The 15,668-nt window shown below is 36.4% G+C and carries 14 protein-coding genes; 3 read left to right on the top strand and 11 right to left on the bottom strand.

The window, feature by feature from the left end:
* Positions 1 to 3 precede the first annotated feature (3 nt).
* From HCN53_RS01545 to htpG, 6 genes are all read right to left on the bottom strand, one after another.
* Entirely contained in the window at positions 4 to 507 is a 504-nt protein-coding gene (locus tag HCN53_RS01545; RefSeq protein WP_105018738.1) for a hypothetical protein, read from the bottom strand.
* Positions 508 to 563: 56 nt separating this feature from the next.
* Positions 564 to 1,832, bottom strand: a complete 1,269-nt coding sequence (locus HCN53_RS01540; RefSeq protein WP_167341773.1) for a hypothetical protein — start codon at positions 1,830 to 1,832, stop codon at positions 564 to 566.
* A gap of 64 nt (positions 1,833 to 1,896) precedes the next feature.
* Positions 1,897 to 3,174 carry a hypothetical protein gene (locus tag HCN53_RS01535; protein ID WP_167341772.1) on the bottom strand — a complete coding sequence of 426 codons (1,278 nt, stop codon included), beginning with the start codon at positions 3,172 to 3,174 and terminating at the stop codon, positions 1,897 to 1,899.
* Between the two features lie 73 nt (positions 3,175 to 3,247).
* The gene (locus tag HCN53_RS01530) at positions 3,248 to 4,552 is read right to left on the bottom strand and encodes a hypothetical protein (RefSeq protein ID WP_167341771.1); all 1,305 of its coding nucleotides are present in this window, start codon (positions 4,550 to 4,552) and stop codon (positions 3,248 to 3,250) included.
* A 96-nt stretch (positions 4,553 to 4,648) separates the two neighbouring features.
* A complete protein-coding gene (locus HCN53_RS01525) occupies positions 4,649 to 5,953 on the bottom strand; it encodes a hypothetical protein (RefSeq protein ID WP_085774472.1) in 1,305 nt (434 codons plus the stop codon).
* Positions 5,954 to 6,460: 507 nt separating this feature from the next.
* Entirely contained in the window at positions 6,461 to 8,344 is a 1,884-nt protein-coding gene (htpG, locus tag HCN53_RS01520) for a molecular chaperone HtpG (RefSeq protein ID WP_167341770.1), read from the bottom strand.
* A gap of 160 nt (positions 8,345 to 8,504) precedes the next feature.
* On the opposite strand from htpG, the gene HCN53_RS01515 reads away from it, so the two are divergent.
* Both HCN53_RS01515 and HCN53_RS01510 read left to right on the top strand, forming a co-directional pair.
* Entirely contained in the window at positions 8,505 to 9,221 is a 717-nt protein-coding gene (locus HCN53_RS01515) for a class I SAM-dependent methyltransferase (RefSeq protein ID WP_167341769.1), read from the top strand.
* A 74-nt stretch (positions 9,222 to 9,295) separates the two neighbouring features.
* Complete coding sequence (locus HCN53_RS01510; RefSeq protein ID WP_042278430.1) at positions 9,296 to 10,099, top strand: lysophospholipid acyltransferase family protein; 804 nt, start codon at positions 9,296 to 9,298, stop codon at positions 10,097 to 10,099.
* Here the strand turns inward: HCN53_RS01510 and HCN53_RS01505 are convergent.
* The 3 genes from HCN53_RS01505 to HCN53_RS01495 are packed head-to-tail and all read right to left on the bottom strand — an operon-like array spanning position 10,096 to position 13,009.
* Complete coding sequence (locus HCN53_RS01505) at positions 10,096 to 11,268, bottom strand: THUMP-like domain-containing protein (RefSeq protein WP_167341768.1); 1,173 nt, start codon at positions 11,266 to 11,268, stop codon at positions 10,096 to 10,098. The genes HCN53_RS01510 and HCN53_RS01505 overlap by 4 nt on opposite strands.
* Positions 11,268 to 12,368: an AI-2E family transporter gene (locus HCN53_RS01500; RefSeq protein WP_060522800.1), complete on the bottom strand. Its 1,101-nt coding sequence runs from the start codon at positions 12,366 to 12,368 to the stop codon at positions 11,268 to 11,270. The genes HCN53_RS01505 and HCN53_RS01500 overlap by 1 nt, the downstream gene beginning before the upstream one ends.
* On the bottom strand, positions 12,368 to 13,009 hold the full coding sequence (locus tag HCN53_RS01495) for a DUF4159 domain-containing protein (RefSeq protein ID WP_105018730.1): 642 nt from the start codon (positions 13,007 to 13,009) through the stop codon (positions 12,368 to 12,370). Before HCN53_RS01495 ends, HCN53_RS01500 begins: the two co-directional genes overlap by 1 nt.
* 109 nt (positions 13,010 to 13,118) lie before the next feature.
* On the opposite strand from HCN53_RS01495, the gene HCN53_RS01490 reads away from it, so the two are divergent.
* Positions 13,119 to 13,877 carry a DUF1223 domain-containing protein gene (locus HCN53_RS01490; protein ID WP_167341767.1) on the top strand — a complete coding sequence of 253 codons (759 nt, stop codon included), beginning with the start codon at positions 13,119 to 13,121 and terminating at the stop codon, positions 13,875 to 13,877.
* Here HCN53_RS01490 and HCN53_RS01485 read toward each other — a convergent pair.
* Positions 13,864 to 14,565: a 16S rRNA (uracil(1498)-N(3))-methyltransferase gene (locus tag HCN53_RS01485; RefSeq protein WP_105018728.1), complete on the bottom strand. Its 702-nt coding sequence runs from the start codon at positions 14,563 to 14,565 to the stop codon at positions 13,864 to 13,866. The genes HCN53_RS01490 and HCN53_RS01485 overlap by 14 nt on opposite strands.
* Positions 14,565 to 15,581: a tRNA (adenosine(37)-N6)-threonylcarbamoyltransferase complex transferase subunit TsaD gene (gene tsaD / locus HCN53_RS01480; RefSeq protein WP_105018727.1), complete on the bottom strand. Its 1,017-nt coding sequence runs from the start codon at positions 15,579 to 15,581 to the stop codon at positions 14,565 to 14,567. The genes HCN53_RS01485 and tsaD overlap by 1 nt, the downstream gene beginning before the upstream one ends.
* Between the last annotated feature and the right edge of the window lie 87 nt (positions 15,582 to 15,668).

The following is a 15,668-nucleotide window of genomic DNA, read 5'->3' as shown; positions in this document are numbered from 1 at the left end:
TGATTAATAATGAAGTACATATACGGTACTTCCTATTCCTTGCTGGTTTACTCTCACTCTCTCAGTCACACTATTGTTACCTACACTAATTGTAGTATTGTAATTTCCTTCTTGATTTACATTGGCAACATTGAGTAAATTACCTTGAGTACTGTAGTTATAGTATTGATTTCCTACTCCATTTTGATTTACATTTTGTCTAACAACAAGAGAATTAATTCTCAAATCAGTTAAATTGTAAGATCCTGATTGAGTAATATTAACCTCAGCATTATTCGATGCTACATTGGTAAGTGCCAAGTTGTTTACACCTACTTGCGCGATAAATACCGAATTATTTTGAGTTGTATTACCTCTTGCAGCGTTTTGTTGTGTTGTAGTGGTAGCTACATTAAGCTGCGCATTTTCTGTCTGTAAATTTCCTCCATTAACTAGATTTTGATCATCCACGTATGTTTGCGCTTTCGCGAAAGCGGAAAACAGAAGAACTATTAGTAAATATTTCATATCTCTTATTTTATTAAAAGAAGCCGGAGTTGTGATTTCTCCAGCTTCTTGGATTTTTAAAATTGGTGTGCTCTTGTAGCAGCTGCTCTTCTTGAGTATCCTGCTAGAGAAACATTTGCATTACGTTGTATAACAACAGCACTGTTTGAACCAGCATTTGGTGTTACACTTCCTTGATTTTGTTGAATCACACTTGTATGACCATTACCTACTTGATCTACAGAGGCAAAATTGTTACTTGCTTGTTGTTGTATCAAGGAGTTGTTATGTAAACCACGCTGTAAACTTATCGCCTCGTTCATACCATTTTGACCACCGTTTTGAGTAATAATTGAGGTATTGTGAGAAAGATATTGTTCCTGATAAGCATGATTATTTGATCCATTTTGTGTTGCACTAGCAAGATTATGAGTTCCTGCTTGATATTGTTCTATGTAATTAGAATCACCTGTCAAAGAACTTGCATTCTGTGAGGCTATTGCTGTATTTGATTTGCCCCATTGCTCTTGTAATACTGTGTTGTCATTACCATATTGAGTAATATACGCCTCGTTGTCATCACCAGCTTGTAACTGTTGAGCGACATTTCCTTGAGCTGCAGTTGTTGAATCACCTTGATCGATTTGAGCGTAATTCCCATTGTTATTTGGAAAGAAGATAAATCCTCTTTGTTTTTGAATCGACTCGTTATCGTCGCCATATTGTGATACAATAGCAGTATGACCTGCACTTTGATTAGGATTTGCAATTTGTTCTGTATAAGAACGATTACCTATTCCGGCACTTCCTACATTATGCTGTGTTATTTGCGCACGACTGTTGTCAAAACGCTGTTGAACCTGTGCATAATTCTGTGAACCATTTTGGTTTACCAGAGTTAGGTTATTTTGTGCTTGTTGAGGAATAGTTGCGCCTTGTTGTACAAGAACTTTATTGTTATCTCCTACTTGAGTACCAAAGTTTTCATTCATATCGCCTTGCTGAATTAGCGTGTACTGGTTACCAGCTCCATTTTGTTTTATGTCAGAATAATTCTGCTCACCACTGGTTCCTGGTTGTACATTTCCCCATTGTAAAACAGAAACTGTGTTGCGATTTGTCACACTAGTTCCCGTTTGTTCAATAAAAGAAGCATTTGCTGTACCTTGCTGGGCTACAACGGCATCACTACCTACTTGCTTTTGATCAATGGAAGAATAATTTCCTCCTTGCGAAGCATTGTTTGTAGGATAACCTTGCTGCCCAGGAGAAACAACCTGTTGTGGATTTTGAGCCACAAGAATGCTTACCTGAAGGAAAAACGCTATACCTATTAAGAGTTTCATTGGGTTATAATTGAATGAAAATGATCTCGTTCTAGTGTTACTAGAACGAGATCATTAATAATTATTAGAATCTAGCTCTAGTTGCACCAGCTCTTTGTACTTGAGGAGCTAGTGATACATTAGCATTTCTTTGGATAACAGTAGCACTGTTGTATCCATGTCCATTAGGAGATGAGTTAGAAGTAAGATTTTGATTAATTACACTCATTTGTCCGTCTCCAGTTTGATCTGCAAAAGCTGTGTTACCACGAGCTTGTTGCTTAATTCTACTGTCGTTTAATGTACCGTCTTGAATAGATAATGCTACATTACCGTCATTTGGGTTTACTCCACCTCTTTGTTCAATCGTAGAGTAGTTCATAAGACCATATTGCTCTTGGTACGCTTCATTGTTACGTCCATTCTGCTTTGATCTTGCTTCATTATCGGTACCGTCTTGGTACTGCTCAGCATATAGGTTACTTCCATTTACAGGGTTATCTGCTTGAGATGCAACCGCTTTATTTCCAGATCCTAATTGTTCCTGGAATAATGTATTATTTGCTCCTAATTGAGATGCATATGCCTGGTTAAGATCTCCTGACTGTTTTTGTTGAGCAAATGCATTTGTAGCTGAGTTTGCAGCACTACCTTGCATAGACTCTGCATAGTTACCACCACCAGACGCAGGGCTACCGCTATCTTGCATTTGAACTAACTTATTATCATCACCCCATTGCTCACCAATAGCTGTGTGACCAGCGCTAGCATTAGGATTTGCAGTTTGAAGTTGGTAAGATTGGTTACCTATTCCAGCAGTTTGATCATTACGTTGCTTAATTGTCGCCACGTTATTGTCATAATATTGCTCAATTTCTGCGCTGTTTTCATTACCATCTTGATCAGAAATAGCAATGTTGTGCTCTGCATGCTGTGCACTGTTTGCACCTTGCTTAACCATTACGGTGTTATCAAAACCAGCCTGAGTACCAAAGTTTTGGTTTTCATCACCTTGTTGTAAAGCAGTAAAATCATTACCTGCACCATTTTGAGTTATATCAGAATAATTCAAATGACCAGAAATGGATGGTTGTACATTACCCCATTGCTTTACATAAACTTCATTTTTATTACTCTGGTCAGATCCAGTTTGATCAATAAAAGAAGCATTTGCAGTTCCTTGTTGCTCTACCAATGCATTACTACCTACGGCTTTTTGATTGATATTTGAGTAGTTTCCACCTACTGTGGCTGTCGCGGTAGGCGAACCCTGCTGAGTAGGAACTTGTACCATAGAAGGTGTTTGAGCAAAAGCTGCACCTGCTATTAACATTGCCCCAGCAGTTAAGAATAAATTTTTCATAGTTTATAGATTTAGAATATTGAAAACATCTAGCCTATTTTAATTATAGACTAGATGTTTGTTTATGATTTTATTAGAATCTAGCTCTAGTTGCGTTAGCTCTCTGAATTTGTGGAGTTAATGCTACGTTTGCATCTCTTTGAATAACCGTTGCACTGTTGTAACCAGCACCTGCCTGAGCAGTAGTACCGTTACCAGCTGGGAAGTTTTGATTAACAATACTCATTTGTCCGTGACCAGTTTGATCTACAGTAGCCATGTTACCAGAAGTCTTTTGGTTGATTTCAGACTGGTGGTTCATACCTTCTTGAATAGATAAGGCAACGTTACCAGCTATTTGACCTTGACGTTGAGTTAATACAGCACTGTTATTTGTACCGTACTGTTCTTGGAAAGACTGGTTGTTACTACCATTTTGATCTGCACTAGCTCTGTTACCAGTACCTTCTTGATATTGCTCTAATAAATTGTCACCTCCGCTAGTTGGAAGAGTGTTTTGCCTAGCTACAGCTACGTTTCCAGAACCATTTTGCTCTTGGAAAGACTCGTCATTTACACCAAATTGGTTAGAGTATGCCTCATTATTATCTCCAGACTGTAATTGTTGAGCAAAAGCATTCACTGCTCCAGCAGTTGCGTCACCTTGATAAGCCTCAGCATGGTTAGCTCCACCACTCGCAGGACTACCACTATCTTGCATTTGAACTAATTTGTTATCATCACCCCATTGCTCACCAATAGCTGTGTGTCCAGCAGTTTGGTTAGGGTTAGCTGTTTGTAATTGATAAGATTGGTTTCCTACACCAGCTACTTGATCATTGCGTTGTGTAATAGAAGCCATATTGTTATCATAATATTGCTCGATTTCTGCACTGTTGTCTTTACCATCTTGATCAGAAAGAGCAACATTATCTTGTGCTTGTTGAGCAGCATTAGCTCCTTGTTTTACCATCACGGTATTATCTAGACCTACTTGCGATCCAAAGTTCATATTGGTATCACCTTGTTGTAAAGCTGTGAAGTCATTTCCTGCACCATCCTGGGTAATTTCAGAGTGGTTTTGATAACCTGAAATAGATGGTTGAACATTACCCCATTGTTTAACGTAAACGTTATTTTTATTACCAACATCAGATCCTGTTTGGTCTATGTATGAAGCATTAGCAGTACCTTGCTGTTCTACTAAAGCGTTACTACCTACAGCTTTTTGATTGATATTAGAATAGTTTCCTCCTACTGTTGCTCCAAGAGTTGGAGACACTTGTGGAGTAGGCACTGCAATCGCAGAAGGAGTTGTTGCTGGTACCGTCGCTGGTGTTTGTGCAAATGCAACGCTAGCGATAAGCATAGCTCCTGCACTTAATAATATATTTTTCATGGTTTTGATATTTAGAATTTAGAATTTAGAATTTAGAATTAAAATCCAGCACCAGACAGGGAATGAAGATTCTCGGTAGGTGCTGGATTAGTTATACTATCTACGACGATCTGCTCTTGTTTGAGCCGCTTTAAGCGTAGATGGAGTTAATGCCACGTTAGCGTTTCTTTGAATAACAGTTGCACTGTTAGATCCAGAAGTAGCTGCTGGAGAACCGTTAAGTGGGTTGTTTTGGTTGATTACAGACATTTGACCATCACCTGTTTGATCTACAAGCGCCATGTTTGCATTAGCTTGTTGATTAATAACAGAGTTGTTCAATGTACCATTTTGATAAGAAATAGCTTCATTACCAGTTACTTGCCCGTAACGTTGCTTAATCTTAGAGTAGTTGTCATCACCATATTGCTCTTGTAAAGCTATGTTGTTATTACCATTCTGATCGATTCTAGCTTCGTTCAAGTTACCGTCTTGGTATTGCTCAGCATGGTTATCACCACCTGCATTTGAGCCACTTAAGTTCTGCTTAACCTCAGCAAGGTTAAGATCACCTATTTGCTCTTGGAAAGAAGTATCGTTAGTCAATTTTTGACCTGCATAAGCTTCGTTACCGTCACCTAATTGTACTTGTTGAGCAAATGCACCTGTTGCGCTGTCTGGAGCTGCAAGAGCGTCTCCTTGATTTGCTTGAGCGTAGTTACCTAAAGAGTTAGGTCCTGATGCAGATCCTTCTTGCAATTGGATTAACGTATTATCGTCACCCCATTGCTCACCTACTGCAGTGTGACCTGCACTTTGGTTAGGATTTGCAATTTGTTCTTGATAGGACCAGTTACCAGCACCAGATGACACATCATTACGTTGCGTGATAGTTGCTTTGTTGTTGTCATATCTTTGCTGGATTTCAGCATAGTTTTCAAGACCGTCTTGGTCTGATAAAGCAAGATTTTCTTCAGCTTGCTGTGGAGTATTAGCACCTTGTTGCACAACTACACTATTGTCTACACCATTTTGTAGACCAAAGTTTTCGTTTTTATCTCCTTGTTGCATAAGGTCAAAGTTGTTTCCTTCACCAGTCTGTTTAATATCAGAATAGTTCAGGTAACCACTAATACCTGGTTGTACGTTACCCCATTGTAGTACATCTACATTATTTTTGTTTGATGCATTTGATCCTGTTTGATCAATAAATGAGATGTTTGAGGTACCTTGTTGTTGTACCATGGCATCACTACCTACTGCTTTCTGGTCAATATTGGAATAGTTACCTCCAGCAGAAGCAGCTGGTAATACAGCTACAGGTGCCGTTTGCTGACCTGGGCTTGCTACAGTTTGTGGAGATTGCGCAAAGGCAAATCCAGCCACAAGAAGTGCTGCTACACTTAAATTTACTCGGTTCATAATTAGAATATTTAGAATTAATAAAAACACATTCATTTTGAGCACTCTAAATAATCTTACGCATTATTTACAGTTGGAATAATGTTAATTATTCTAAAGGGGACTATTTAAAACCGTAGTAGGGTACGATAAAACGACATAAGGGATTTTGTCGTTATCTTCTAGTGCAATTAGGGTTGGCCGTTGAAGACATTCCAAATGTACACATAAAAAAAAGTGTTAAGCAAGTACATTATGGCTCGCGCTATTCCCATTAATGGGTACAAATCGATGAAAACACTAGTAAATTCAATAGTTAAAAATTTATGTTAATTTTAAGTTAAATAGATAAAAAACACTTAAATACGATGAGTAGAGCTTAAAACCCTAGTATTATTCTAGAGTATTTTACTTAAAAACCTCTTTTTAAGTATTTTATCGGATGAAAAATCAACGACTATTCTAGCTTCAACAAAAAAACCGCCAGATTTTAAAAAATCTGGCGGTTTTACAATTAGATTTCTAAGATTAATTTACTAAATCGTAACTACGTTTAATGAAGTCTGTTAAATCTTTACCTTTTAAAAGACCTTGGCTCAGCTTGGCAAGATCTACAGATTGTTTAATCAATTCCTGTTTTTTACCATCTGGTGCAGCAACAATCTTTGATATTAATTCATGATTACTGTTCACGACAAGATTATACATATCAGGCATATTTCCCATACCCATCATTCCACCACCAGTAGCTTGCATTTCTTTCATTCGTCGCATGAATTCTGGCTGAGTAATCATGAAAGGAGCTGCATCACTACTCATCGCCTCTACCTGAACGTTGTAATTAGTACTTGCGATTACGTCACTTACAGCAGTTTTCAATTGCTCTTGTTCTTCTTCATTAAGTTTGGATACTGTGTTCTCTTCCTTTTTAATGAGGTTATCAATATGGTCAGCATCAACTCTAGCAAATGATATGTTCTCCTTACTAGTTTCTAATTTCTGCATAAGATGAGAAACTATTGGACTATCTAGCAACAATATCTCATAGCCTTTTTCATGAGCAGCGGTAATATAACTGTCTTGCTCTTCTTTATTTGAAGCATATAACAGAACGGTCTTACCATCTTTATCCTTTTGTGATTCACCTACTTTTTCAATAAGTTCGTTCCAAGTGAAGAAAGTATCGTTCACGGTTGGGTAAAGTGCAAAAGCATCAGCTTTTTCAAAAAACTTCTCCTCACTCAACATTCCATACTCAATCACCAGTTTAATGTCGTTCCACTTTTTCTCAAATCCTTCTCTATCATTATTAAATAATGATTTCAACTTATCTGCTACCTTTCTTGTAATGTAGCTAGAGATTTTCTTAACAGCACCATCAGCCTGTAAGTATGAGCGAGATACATTCAATGGAATATCAGGACTGTCTATCACACCACGCAACATGGTCAAAAACTCTGGAACAATACCTTCTACATTATCTGTAACAAATACCTGATTTTGATACAGTTGTATGCGGTCTTTTTGAATATTTAAATCTCCCGTCATTTTTGGGAAAAACAAAATACCCGTTAAGTTAAATGGATAATCTACATTTAGATGGATATGGAATAATGGTTCCTCAAACTGCATAGGATACAGTTCACGATAGAAATTTTTATAATCTTGATCCTCAAGATCAGCAGGTTGTTTAGTCCAAGCTGGATCTGGATTGTTTATAATATTGTCTACTTCTTGAGTAGGTGCAGGATCTTCCTCTTTAGCATCTTCTGGTTTTGGTAAAGTCTCTGTTCGTGTACCAAATTTAATAGGCACCGGCATAAACTTATTATACTTGTTTAATAGCTCGGTAATTCTATGATCCTCTAAAAATTCGGTCTCGTCTTCAGATATATGTAAAACGATCTCAGTTCCAAACTCTGTTTTATCAGCTTGCTCTAGCGTATATTGTGGTGATCCATCACAGGTCCAGTGTACAGCAGGTGCGTCTTTAAAGGATTTTGTAATGATCTCTACTTTATCGGCAACCATAAAGGCACTATAAAACCCTAGACCAAAGTGACCAATTATTCCACTATCTTGGGCTGTGTCTTTATACTTTTCAAGAAACTCCTCGGCACCAGAAAAAGCGACTTCATTAATATACTTTTGCACCTCATCTTCCGTCATCCCGATACCTCGATCGATAATACTTAATGTTTTTGCCTCTTTATCAATCTTGATTTCAATTTGTTGATCTCCTAATTCAACATTGGCCTCTCCTATCCTAGCAAGATGTTTTAATTTAAGAGTTGCGTCTGTAGCATTAGAAACAAGTTCTCTAAGAAAGATTTCGTGATCGCTGTATAAAAACTTCTTAATCAGTGGGAAAATATTCTCCACAGCTACATTAATAGTTCCTTTTTGTGACATAGTTATAGTTTTATTAGTGTTTGTGTTTGTTACGCTTTCGCGAAAGCGTAATTATTTACATCACTAGCCCACTATTCAAACCTAGTACCAATTATAAAATGGGTGTCAAGCTGGCAGTAATTATGTCACAATTGAAAAGTTTAAAGAGTAACTTTGCACTATGGATCAAGATGTATTAGGAACTGCTATTCGCAATTATTATTTTCAAGACGACCCTACCGATATCGAGGTATTAAGTCCAACTATGGAGGATGATGTTTTACCGGTGTCCTATTTATTTAGATCTATTGATGACATGCCAAAGATAGAACGCAAGGCATTGTCTTTAAGTTCTGGTAGCGTGCTCGAGGTAGGCTGTGCTGCCGGATGCCATACTGCCGTTCTTTTATCTCGTTCCTTGCCTGTGACTGCAATTGACATAAGTGCCGGAGCTATTGATGTGGTTAAAAATAGATTTAATTTTGATCACTTGATGGTAATGCAACAATCTGTGTGGGATCATAAAGGAACCTATGATACTATTTTAATGTTGATGAATGGTACAGGAATCATGCAATCTCTGAATAAACTTACCGATTATTTAAGGCGATTAAAAGCGTTGCTTTCAGAAAACGGGCAGATTTTAATAGACAGCTCTGACCTAAAATTCCTTTATGAAGATGATGAAGATGGTGGTTTATGGATTCCTGCCGGCATTGATTACTATGGCGAAGTGAGTTTTCAATTTAAGTATAAGAACTTAATAAGTGATCCGTTTCCCTGGTTGTACTGCGATTTTAAAACTCTTAAAGAGCATGCCCAAAAAGCAGGTTTTTCTTGCATTAAAGTAATGGATGGCGATCATTACGACTACCTCGCCCAACTGAGCATAAGCTAACTAATTGCTAGTCAATAAGTTTTTATTTATTTATCTATACCTATCTTAGCAGACTCTAAAATTCTAGGATTTATATGGGATTATTAAAGAAAAATCCTTTCGGACATATTCTTTTTTTGAAAAAGTGGTTGATTAGAATTGCAGGTCTACTTTCTCATAGACGCTATCAAGGGTTTAATGAATTACATATAGAAGGTAGTGAGATCATAAGAGATCTTCCAGATCGTCATGTTTTATTTATATCTAATCATCAAACTTATTTTGCCGATGTAGTTTGCATGTTTCATGTATTCAATGCTGCATTAAAAGGAAGAGAAAACACGATTAAAAATATAGGCTACTTATGGAAGCCTAAACTTAACATCTATTACGTAGCAGCAAAAGAAACCATGCGCAGTGGACTACTGCCTAAAATTCTTGCTTATGCTGGTGCCATATCAGTAGAAAGAACCTGGCGAGCAAAGGGTAAGGAGATTCAACGATCTGTAAATCCTGATGACACAAAAAATATAGGTGTAGCTTTAGAGGATGGTTGGGTAATTACTTTTCCGCAAGGAACAACTAAACCGTTTAAACCTATTAGAAAAGGAACCGCTCACATAATCAAACAATACAAGCCTATAGTGGTTCCTATTGTTATTGATGGTTTTAGAAGAAGCTTTGATAAAAAAGGGCTTCGAATTAAAAAGAGAAATATTCTACAATCCTTTATTATTAAAGAACCTCTAGACATTGATTATGATACTATTAGTGTAGATGATCTTGTGGAGAAAATTGAATATGCTATTGAACAACACCCGAGTTTTTTAAAAGTAATTCCACAAGAAGAATTGAACGCACAAGAGGAATTGAATAAAAAACGTATGTGGGAATATTAAATTTTTTGTGCTTGTATGACCGAAAGACTTCCTTTTACAGTAGTAAAAAATAAATAGTCTGTCTCATGCTCTCCTAGTTTAAATTTTTGCCTGAGTTGTTGTACACTCAATTTAAAGTTACGAGTTACTACACCAAATCTTTGATTTCCATACTTCTTTTTTACAGATTTAGGTTGATAAGGAGCAATCTCTTTTATTTTAAAAACTCTACCAGGGATACCAGGCTCAATTGTCGTAGCTGTGAATAAATGGCTGTTTGCGTCTATCTTATCTAAACCATACTTCTTTGAAAACTCGCTGAACCCTTGAGACTTCATTATAGCCGCATTAGGTTCAATTAAGTAAGTTTGTGGCGATTCATAATTCGAGGTAGGAGCAATACTATCCCATGGGAATTGAAATACGTTTTGATTTGTTTCCAAGTTTACACAATGAATAACAGGAGAGTAATTAATTGATTTATCTAATTTCCATAAAACCTCTTTCACTTCATTTTTAACGGCGACAATATGTATTTCTCGAACATTTTGCAATTGTTGAATGCCTTTTGACAAATCTAGCATGGGTGACGTTTTAATCCAGACTTGATTTGCTTTAGCTAACATCAATTCCTTAAATTCTAACACATTGGGCTCGTAATCTTCAATAAATAATGCTTTGCTTTTTGAACTTGTTTTACGACTAGGATCTAAATAAATCGACTCAAAGTGCCTATCGGTTTCCTTTAAATACGTGAGTCCATTTGCATTAACCGAATGAATGCTATAATCCAAAGTTTTAAATAGATGCTCAGAGTACATTTGTAAATCACGATTTAATTCAACGTGAGTGACATCTTTACTCGAGTGTTGGTAAAACGCACAACAATCAATCCCAAAGCCACCTGTGAGGTCGATAATAGACCCTTTAATTAGTGATGCTTTGTAAGAAGCGGCCGTTTGCGAACTCGTTTGTTCAAGATTTACTTTAGGTGGATAGATAATTTCTCTATTCTCATAGAGATCTGGAAATTTTTTACGAGCGATTTGCATACCAGCTAGCTGTTGTGCTAGTTGGTTAGATGATACATAGGGAAACGGAGATTTATTAAGAGCTATATCAAGCGGATTGCTATGAATTATCTTTTTTAAATAGGATACTACTTCCTTATCAATAAGATGCTCATTCATTACAAATTACGAGTTAACTTCTTAACAATTTTATACTCACTTAAAAACTCTTGAGCGATTACTTTAATAGCTGTGTATGTCGGTACTGCTAGAACTAGTCCTACCACTCCAAATACTATTCCTGCTATTAAGATAATGATGAAAATTTCTAATGGATGTGATTTTACACTCTTACCAAATATTAAAGGTTGATTAAGAAAGTTATCGATAGTTTGAACTATTCCATATCCTACCGCAATAATGATCAATTTAGGGAAGATGACTTCACTAAAGTTTGCTCCTAAATTATCCGTAATTACAAATGCACTCATAAGAACGTATCCTACTGCCGGACCTAGATAGGGTACAAGATTTAATAGCGCACAGAAAAATGCTATTAATATGGCATTTTCTGTACCGGTGATAATCAGAATAATGGTGTAAAGGACAAATAAAATTAGTACTTGAAAAACAAGACCTATGAAATATCGGGATAAAAGCTGTTTAATTTTTGTAAAGGCTCTCAAAAACCTACCTTCATTACCTTCCTTTGAAAAAACCAATATTCCTTCTAATAACAGTCGACTGTCTTTTAGTAAGAAAAAAGTAATGAACATTATAGAAAATAATCCTATTGCAAAATCTCCTAAGGCACTAAAAAGTTGAATAATCAGGTCTGAGAAAAATCCAAGATTAAATTTTTGATAATACTCCGTTTCTTTAACTAGCTCATAGATGTTTACTCGCTGTATACCAAAAAACTCACTTACTTGATTGGCAAAAATTTCTAAATTTCGAGACACCTCATCATTATCTAACAACTTCAGATTGTCACTTTGCTCAATGGCTAGTGGAATTAATAATGAAACTGCACTTAATATGAGTATAAGTAAAAAAACCAAAGTAAGTAAAACAGCAAACGTGTTTCCAAACTTTAACCGGTCTCTTAAAAACATGACAATAGGCCTACCTATAAGAGATAATACCGCTGCAATTCCAATATATGCTAGAACAGCAGTAATAGACCATAGAAACCAAGCTAGAACAAATAATCCCAGTAAAAAAGCTAATGCTCTTAAAATACCAAAGGATATAGTTTTTGATGACACAGACGAACTCATTAATTAGAAAAAACGTATTTGATAATATTTGCACCCATATCAAGTGCCTTTTTGCGAACTTCTGGTGGATCATTATGAACCTCTGGGCTTTCCCAACCATCGCCTAGATCACTTTCTACTGTAAACAATAATACCAATCTACCTTCATAAAATAATCCTTTAGCTTGTGGCCTTTTACCATCGTGTTCATGGATTTTAGGCAAACCAGATGGAAAACTGGCATAATTGTTAAATATAGGATGAGTTGCTGGCAATTCGATTAATTCCTGTTGTGGAAATAGTTTTATTAACTCCTTGTTTAAATACTGTTCCATTCCGTAATTATCGTCTATATGCAAAAAACCGCCACTCATTAAGTAATTACGTAAATTTTCAACCTCATCATTATTCCAAATTACATTACCATGACCTGTCATGTGCACGTATGGAAATTGAAAAATATCCACCGAACCAGGTTCTACAGTAGCTACCTCTCGATCAATGGTAGTGCCTATATTTTCATTACAATATGTAATAAGATTGGGAACAGCAGTTGGGTTTGAATACCAATCACCACCGCCATTATACTTCAAAACAGCCAGCTGTTGCGCGTTTAACACAGATACTGTAAGAAATAACAATAAGATTAAAATCTTTCTCATAGTTTTGCAAAATACAACATTCCATTTTCAAAAGGAACAAATATTTACCTGTAGATGAATATAGATAAGAGAGTAGATTACTGACTTTGTTATATTTGAAAATAATAAAATGAAATTTAACCAACTCCAATACATAGTTCCCTTGCTAAGTTTTTTTGGTATAGTAGGAATTATAACATACAGCCATTACAATAATAAGCAACTACCCATTCCAGCGGTAGAGCGCGATTATCCTGTGGTGCTAGAATTATTTACCTCACAAGGATGTGCAGATTGTCCTAGTGCAGAGGCTACCATTAGCCAAATAAAACATTACCCTAACGTTGTAACACTGTGCTATCCGGTAACATACTGGAATAAACTAGGTTGGGTAGATCGTTTTTCAAGAAGAGACTTTGACGAATACCAAACCGCTTACAATTCAAAATTTGAACTCAATAACTACACACCACAAGTGGTAGTCAATGGAATGGAAGAGTTTTCTGGTAATAACATTAAAAAACTGAACACCTATCTTAATGACAGCCATCAGATAAAAAAAATAACCACTCCTATAGTAAAGCGTAAAAAAAATCATCTAGATATAACCTATGATTTATCTAATGTGGAAGATTATGAAGATGCTCACCTAGCCTTATTATTAGAGGAACAAACCACCCTTATTGATTCCGGAGAAAATGAAGGTAATGAATTACATCAAACTCACATTGTTTTATACAAAGAACGCATAGGAACAATAGACAAAAAAGGGCAATCCAGTATAGACATCCCTAATCGCTTTCCCTTAACCAACAGCTATAAAATTGCTCTTATCGTAAAAAACACAAACAACGAAATTATAGCCGCAACTATAACTAATTCAATTTAGTAGCATTAAATATTGCTGCAGCGTAGACTCCAGCAGTCTCTGTACGCAGTCGAGTAGGTCCTAAAGACACCGGTTTAAAACCTGAAGATTTTGCGAGTTCTATTTCTTCATTTGAAAAATCACCTTCTGGACCTATTAATAAACATGTGTGAGGTTGTAATTCATTGATAAGTTCACTTTTTTCTCCGTCCTCTTCACAGTGCGCAATTAATCTACTTCCGTGAGTTGATAAAAGAAATTCTCTAAAATCCGTGAGTTCATCAAGGACAGGTAAAAACAATCTGTTACTTTGCTTCATCGCACTTACCACTATTTTTTCAAAACGTTCAAGATTGATTTTTTTACGCTCACTATGGTCGCATAGTATAGGAGTTATCCTAGCTATTCCCATTTCTGTGGCCTTTTCTAAAAACCACTCCATACGGTCGTTCATTTTGGTAGGTGCAATGGCAATGTGTAAACTAGATGTTGGTTGTGATTCCGCTTTCGCGAAAGCGAGATTAACCACACATTTTGTACTAGTAATTGACATAATTGTCCCTAGAAAAAGTCTACCATTACCATCGGTAATATGAATTTGATCGCCTTGTTTCTTACGTAAAACTCGTGAAATGTGCCGTGTCTCATCTTTAGGTAATTCTATAGAAGATTGGTTTGGTTCTATTTTTCCGAAATAAAATAATTGCATTACATGGATAATCTAGGTGCGGCACTCACGTCCAAACCGCAGAATTCTTTATTCAAATATTTAAAATAGGCACTTATTCCTATCATGGCAGCGTTGTCTGTTGTGTATTCAAATGGAGGAATAAAGATGTCCCAACCTTGCTGCTGTTTTGCTTGTAAAGCAGTCCTTATTCCTGAATTTGCACTTACTCCACCGCCGATTGCCACTCTTTTAATCCCAGTTTCTTTGACAGCCTTTTCTAGCTTTTTAAATAGAATTTTAATGAGCGTGTGTTGAATACTAGCGCACAAATCGGCTAGATTTTCTTCTACAAAATTTGGGTTTTTACTTTTCTCCTTTTGTAAAAAGTACAATACTGCAGTTTTAAATCCACTGAAACTAAAGTTGAGCCCAGGAGCTTTGGGAATAGGGAATTCAAAGGCAGACGGATTACCTAATTGAGCTAGTTTGTCGATTTGAGGTCCAGCAGGATATCCTAGTCCCATCAACTTTCCAGACTTGTCAAAGGCCTCACCTATTGCATCGTCTTGAGTGGTTCCTATAACCTCCATTTTGTGATAATCGGTCACCTTTACGATTTGTGTGTGTCCACCGCTTATAGTAACTCCTAAAAAAGGAAACTCAGGAACTCGTTGACCATGATCAATAAAATGAGCTAGTATATGAGCTTGCATGTGGTGAACATCGATTAACGGAATATTTAATGAAAGAGCAAGAGATTTTGCAAAACTTGTTCCTACTAACAAACTTCCCATAAGACCTGGACCTTTTGTAAAGGCTATAGCTGTAAGTTCGTTTTTATCAATACCGGCATTTTTGATAGCGACATCAACTGTGGGAACAATATTGGATTGATGAGCTCTTGAAGCTAATTCTGGCACTACTCCACCATATTGTTCATGAATAGCTTGTGCCGCAGTTACGTTGCTAAGCACCTGATTATTTTTTAAAATTGCGCAAGACGTATCGTCACAAGATGATTCTATGGCAAGTATGTAAGAATTTTGTAGTTTCATTATGTCTTTTAGGCACAAAATTTGGTCATCTTTGCAAAAATAACTGTTCTACCATAAAAAGACTCTTTAAAATACTAATACGCACGG

It is taken from the genome of Nonlabens sp. SY33080 (assembly GCF_011784885.1).
In the GTDB taxonomy this organism is placed as follows: Bacteria; Bacteroidota; Bacteroidia; order Flavobacteriales; family Flavobacteriaceae; genus Nonlabens; species Nonlabens tegetincola.
The sequence above is the reverse complement of the archived record's forward strand: the minus strand, read 5'-3'. Positions and strand labels throughout refer to the sequence as shown.

Excerpts from the sequence above, each read along its gene's own strand:
- HCN53_RS01545 (WP_105018738.1), bottom strand. The coding sequence starts at position 507 with ATGAAATATTTACTAATAGTTCTTCTGTTTTCCGCTTTCGCGAAAGCG.
- HCN53_RS01540 (WP_167341773.1), bottom strand. The coding sequence starts at position 1,832 with ATGAAACTCTTAATAGGTATAGCGTTTTTCCTTCAGGTAAGCATTCTT.
- HCN53_RS01535 (WP_167341772.1), bottom strand. The coding sequence starts at position 3,174 with ATGAAAAATTTATTCTTAACTGCTGGGGCAATGTTAATAGCAGGTGCA.
- HCN53_RS01530 (WP_167341771.1), bottom strand. The coding sequence starts at position 4,552 with ATGAAAAATATATTATTAAGTGCAGGAGCTATGCTTATCGCTAGCGTT.
- HCN53_RS01525 (WP_085774472.1), bottom strand. The coding sequence starts at position 5,953 with ATGAACCGAGTAAATTTAAGTGTAGCAGCACTTCTTGTGGCTGGATTT.
- htpG (WP_167341770.1), bottom strand. The coding sequence starts at position 8,344 with ATGTCACAAAAAGGAACTATTAATGTAGCTGTGGAGAATATTTTCCCA.
- HCN53_RS01515 (WP_167341769.1), top strand. The coding sequence starts at position 8,505 with ATGGATCAAGATGTATTAGGAACTGCTATTCGCAATTATTATTTTCAA.
- HCN53_RS01510 (WP_042278430.1), top strand. The coding sequence starts at position 9,296 with ATGGGATTATTAAAGAAAAATCCTTTCGGACATATTCTTTTTTTGAAA.
- HCN53_RS01505 (WP_167341768.1), bottom strand. The coding sequence starts at position 11,268 with ATGAATGAGCATCTTATTGATAAGGAAGTAGTATCCTATTTAAAAAAG.
- HCN53_RS01500 (WP_060522800.1), bottom strand. The coding sequence starts at position 12,368 with ATGAGTTCGTCTGTGTCATCAAAAACTATATCCTTTGGTATTTTAAGA.
- HCN53_RS01495 (WP_105018730.1), bottom strand. The coding sequence starts at position 13,009 with ATGAGAAAGATTTTAATCTTATTGTTATTTCTTACAGTATCTGTGTTA.
- HCN53_RS01490 (WP_167341767.1), top strand. The coding sequence starts at position 13,119 with ATGAAATTTAACCAACTCCAATACATAGTTCCCTTGCTAAGTTTTTTT.
- HCN53_RS01485 (WP_105018728.1), bottom strand. The coding sequence starts at position 14,565 with ATGCAATTATTTTATTTCGGAAAAATAGAACCAAACCAATCTTCTATA.
- tsaD (WP_105018727.1), bottom strand. The coding sequence starts at position 15,581 with ATGAAACTACAAAATTCTTACATACTTGCCATAGAATCATCTTGTGAC.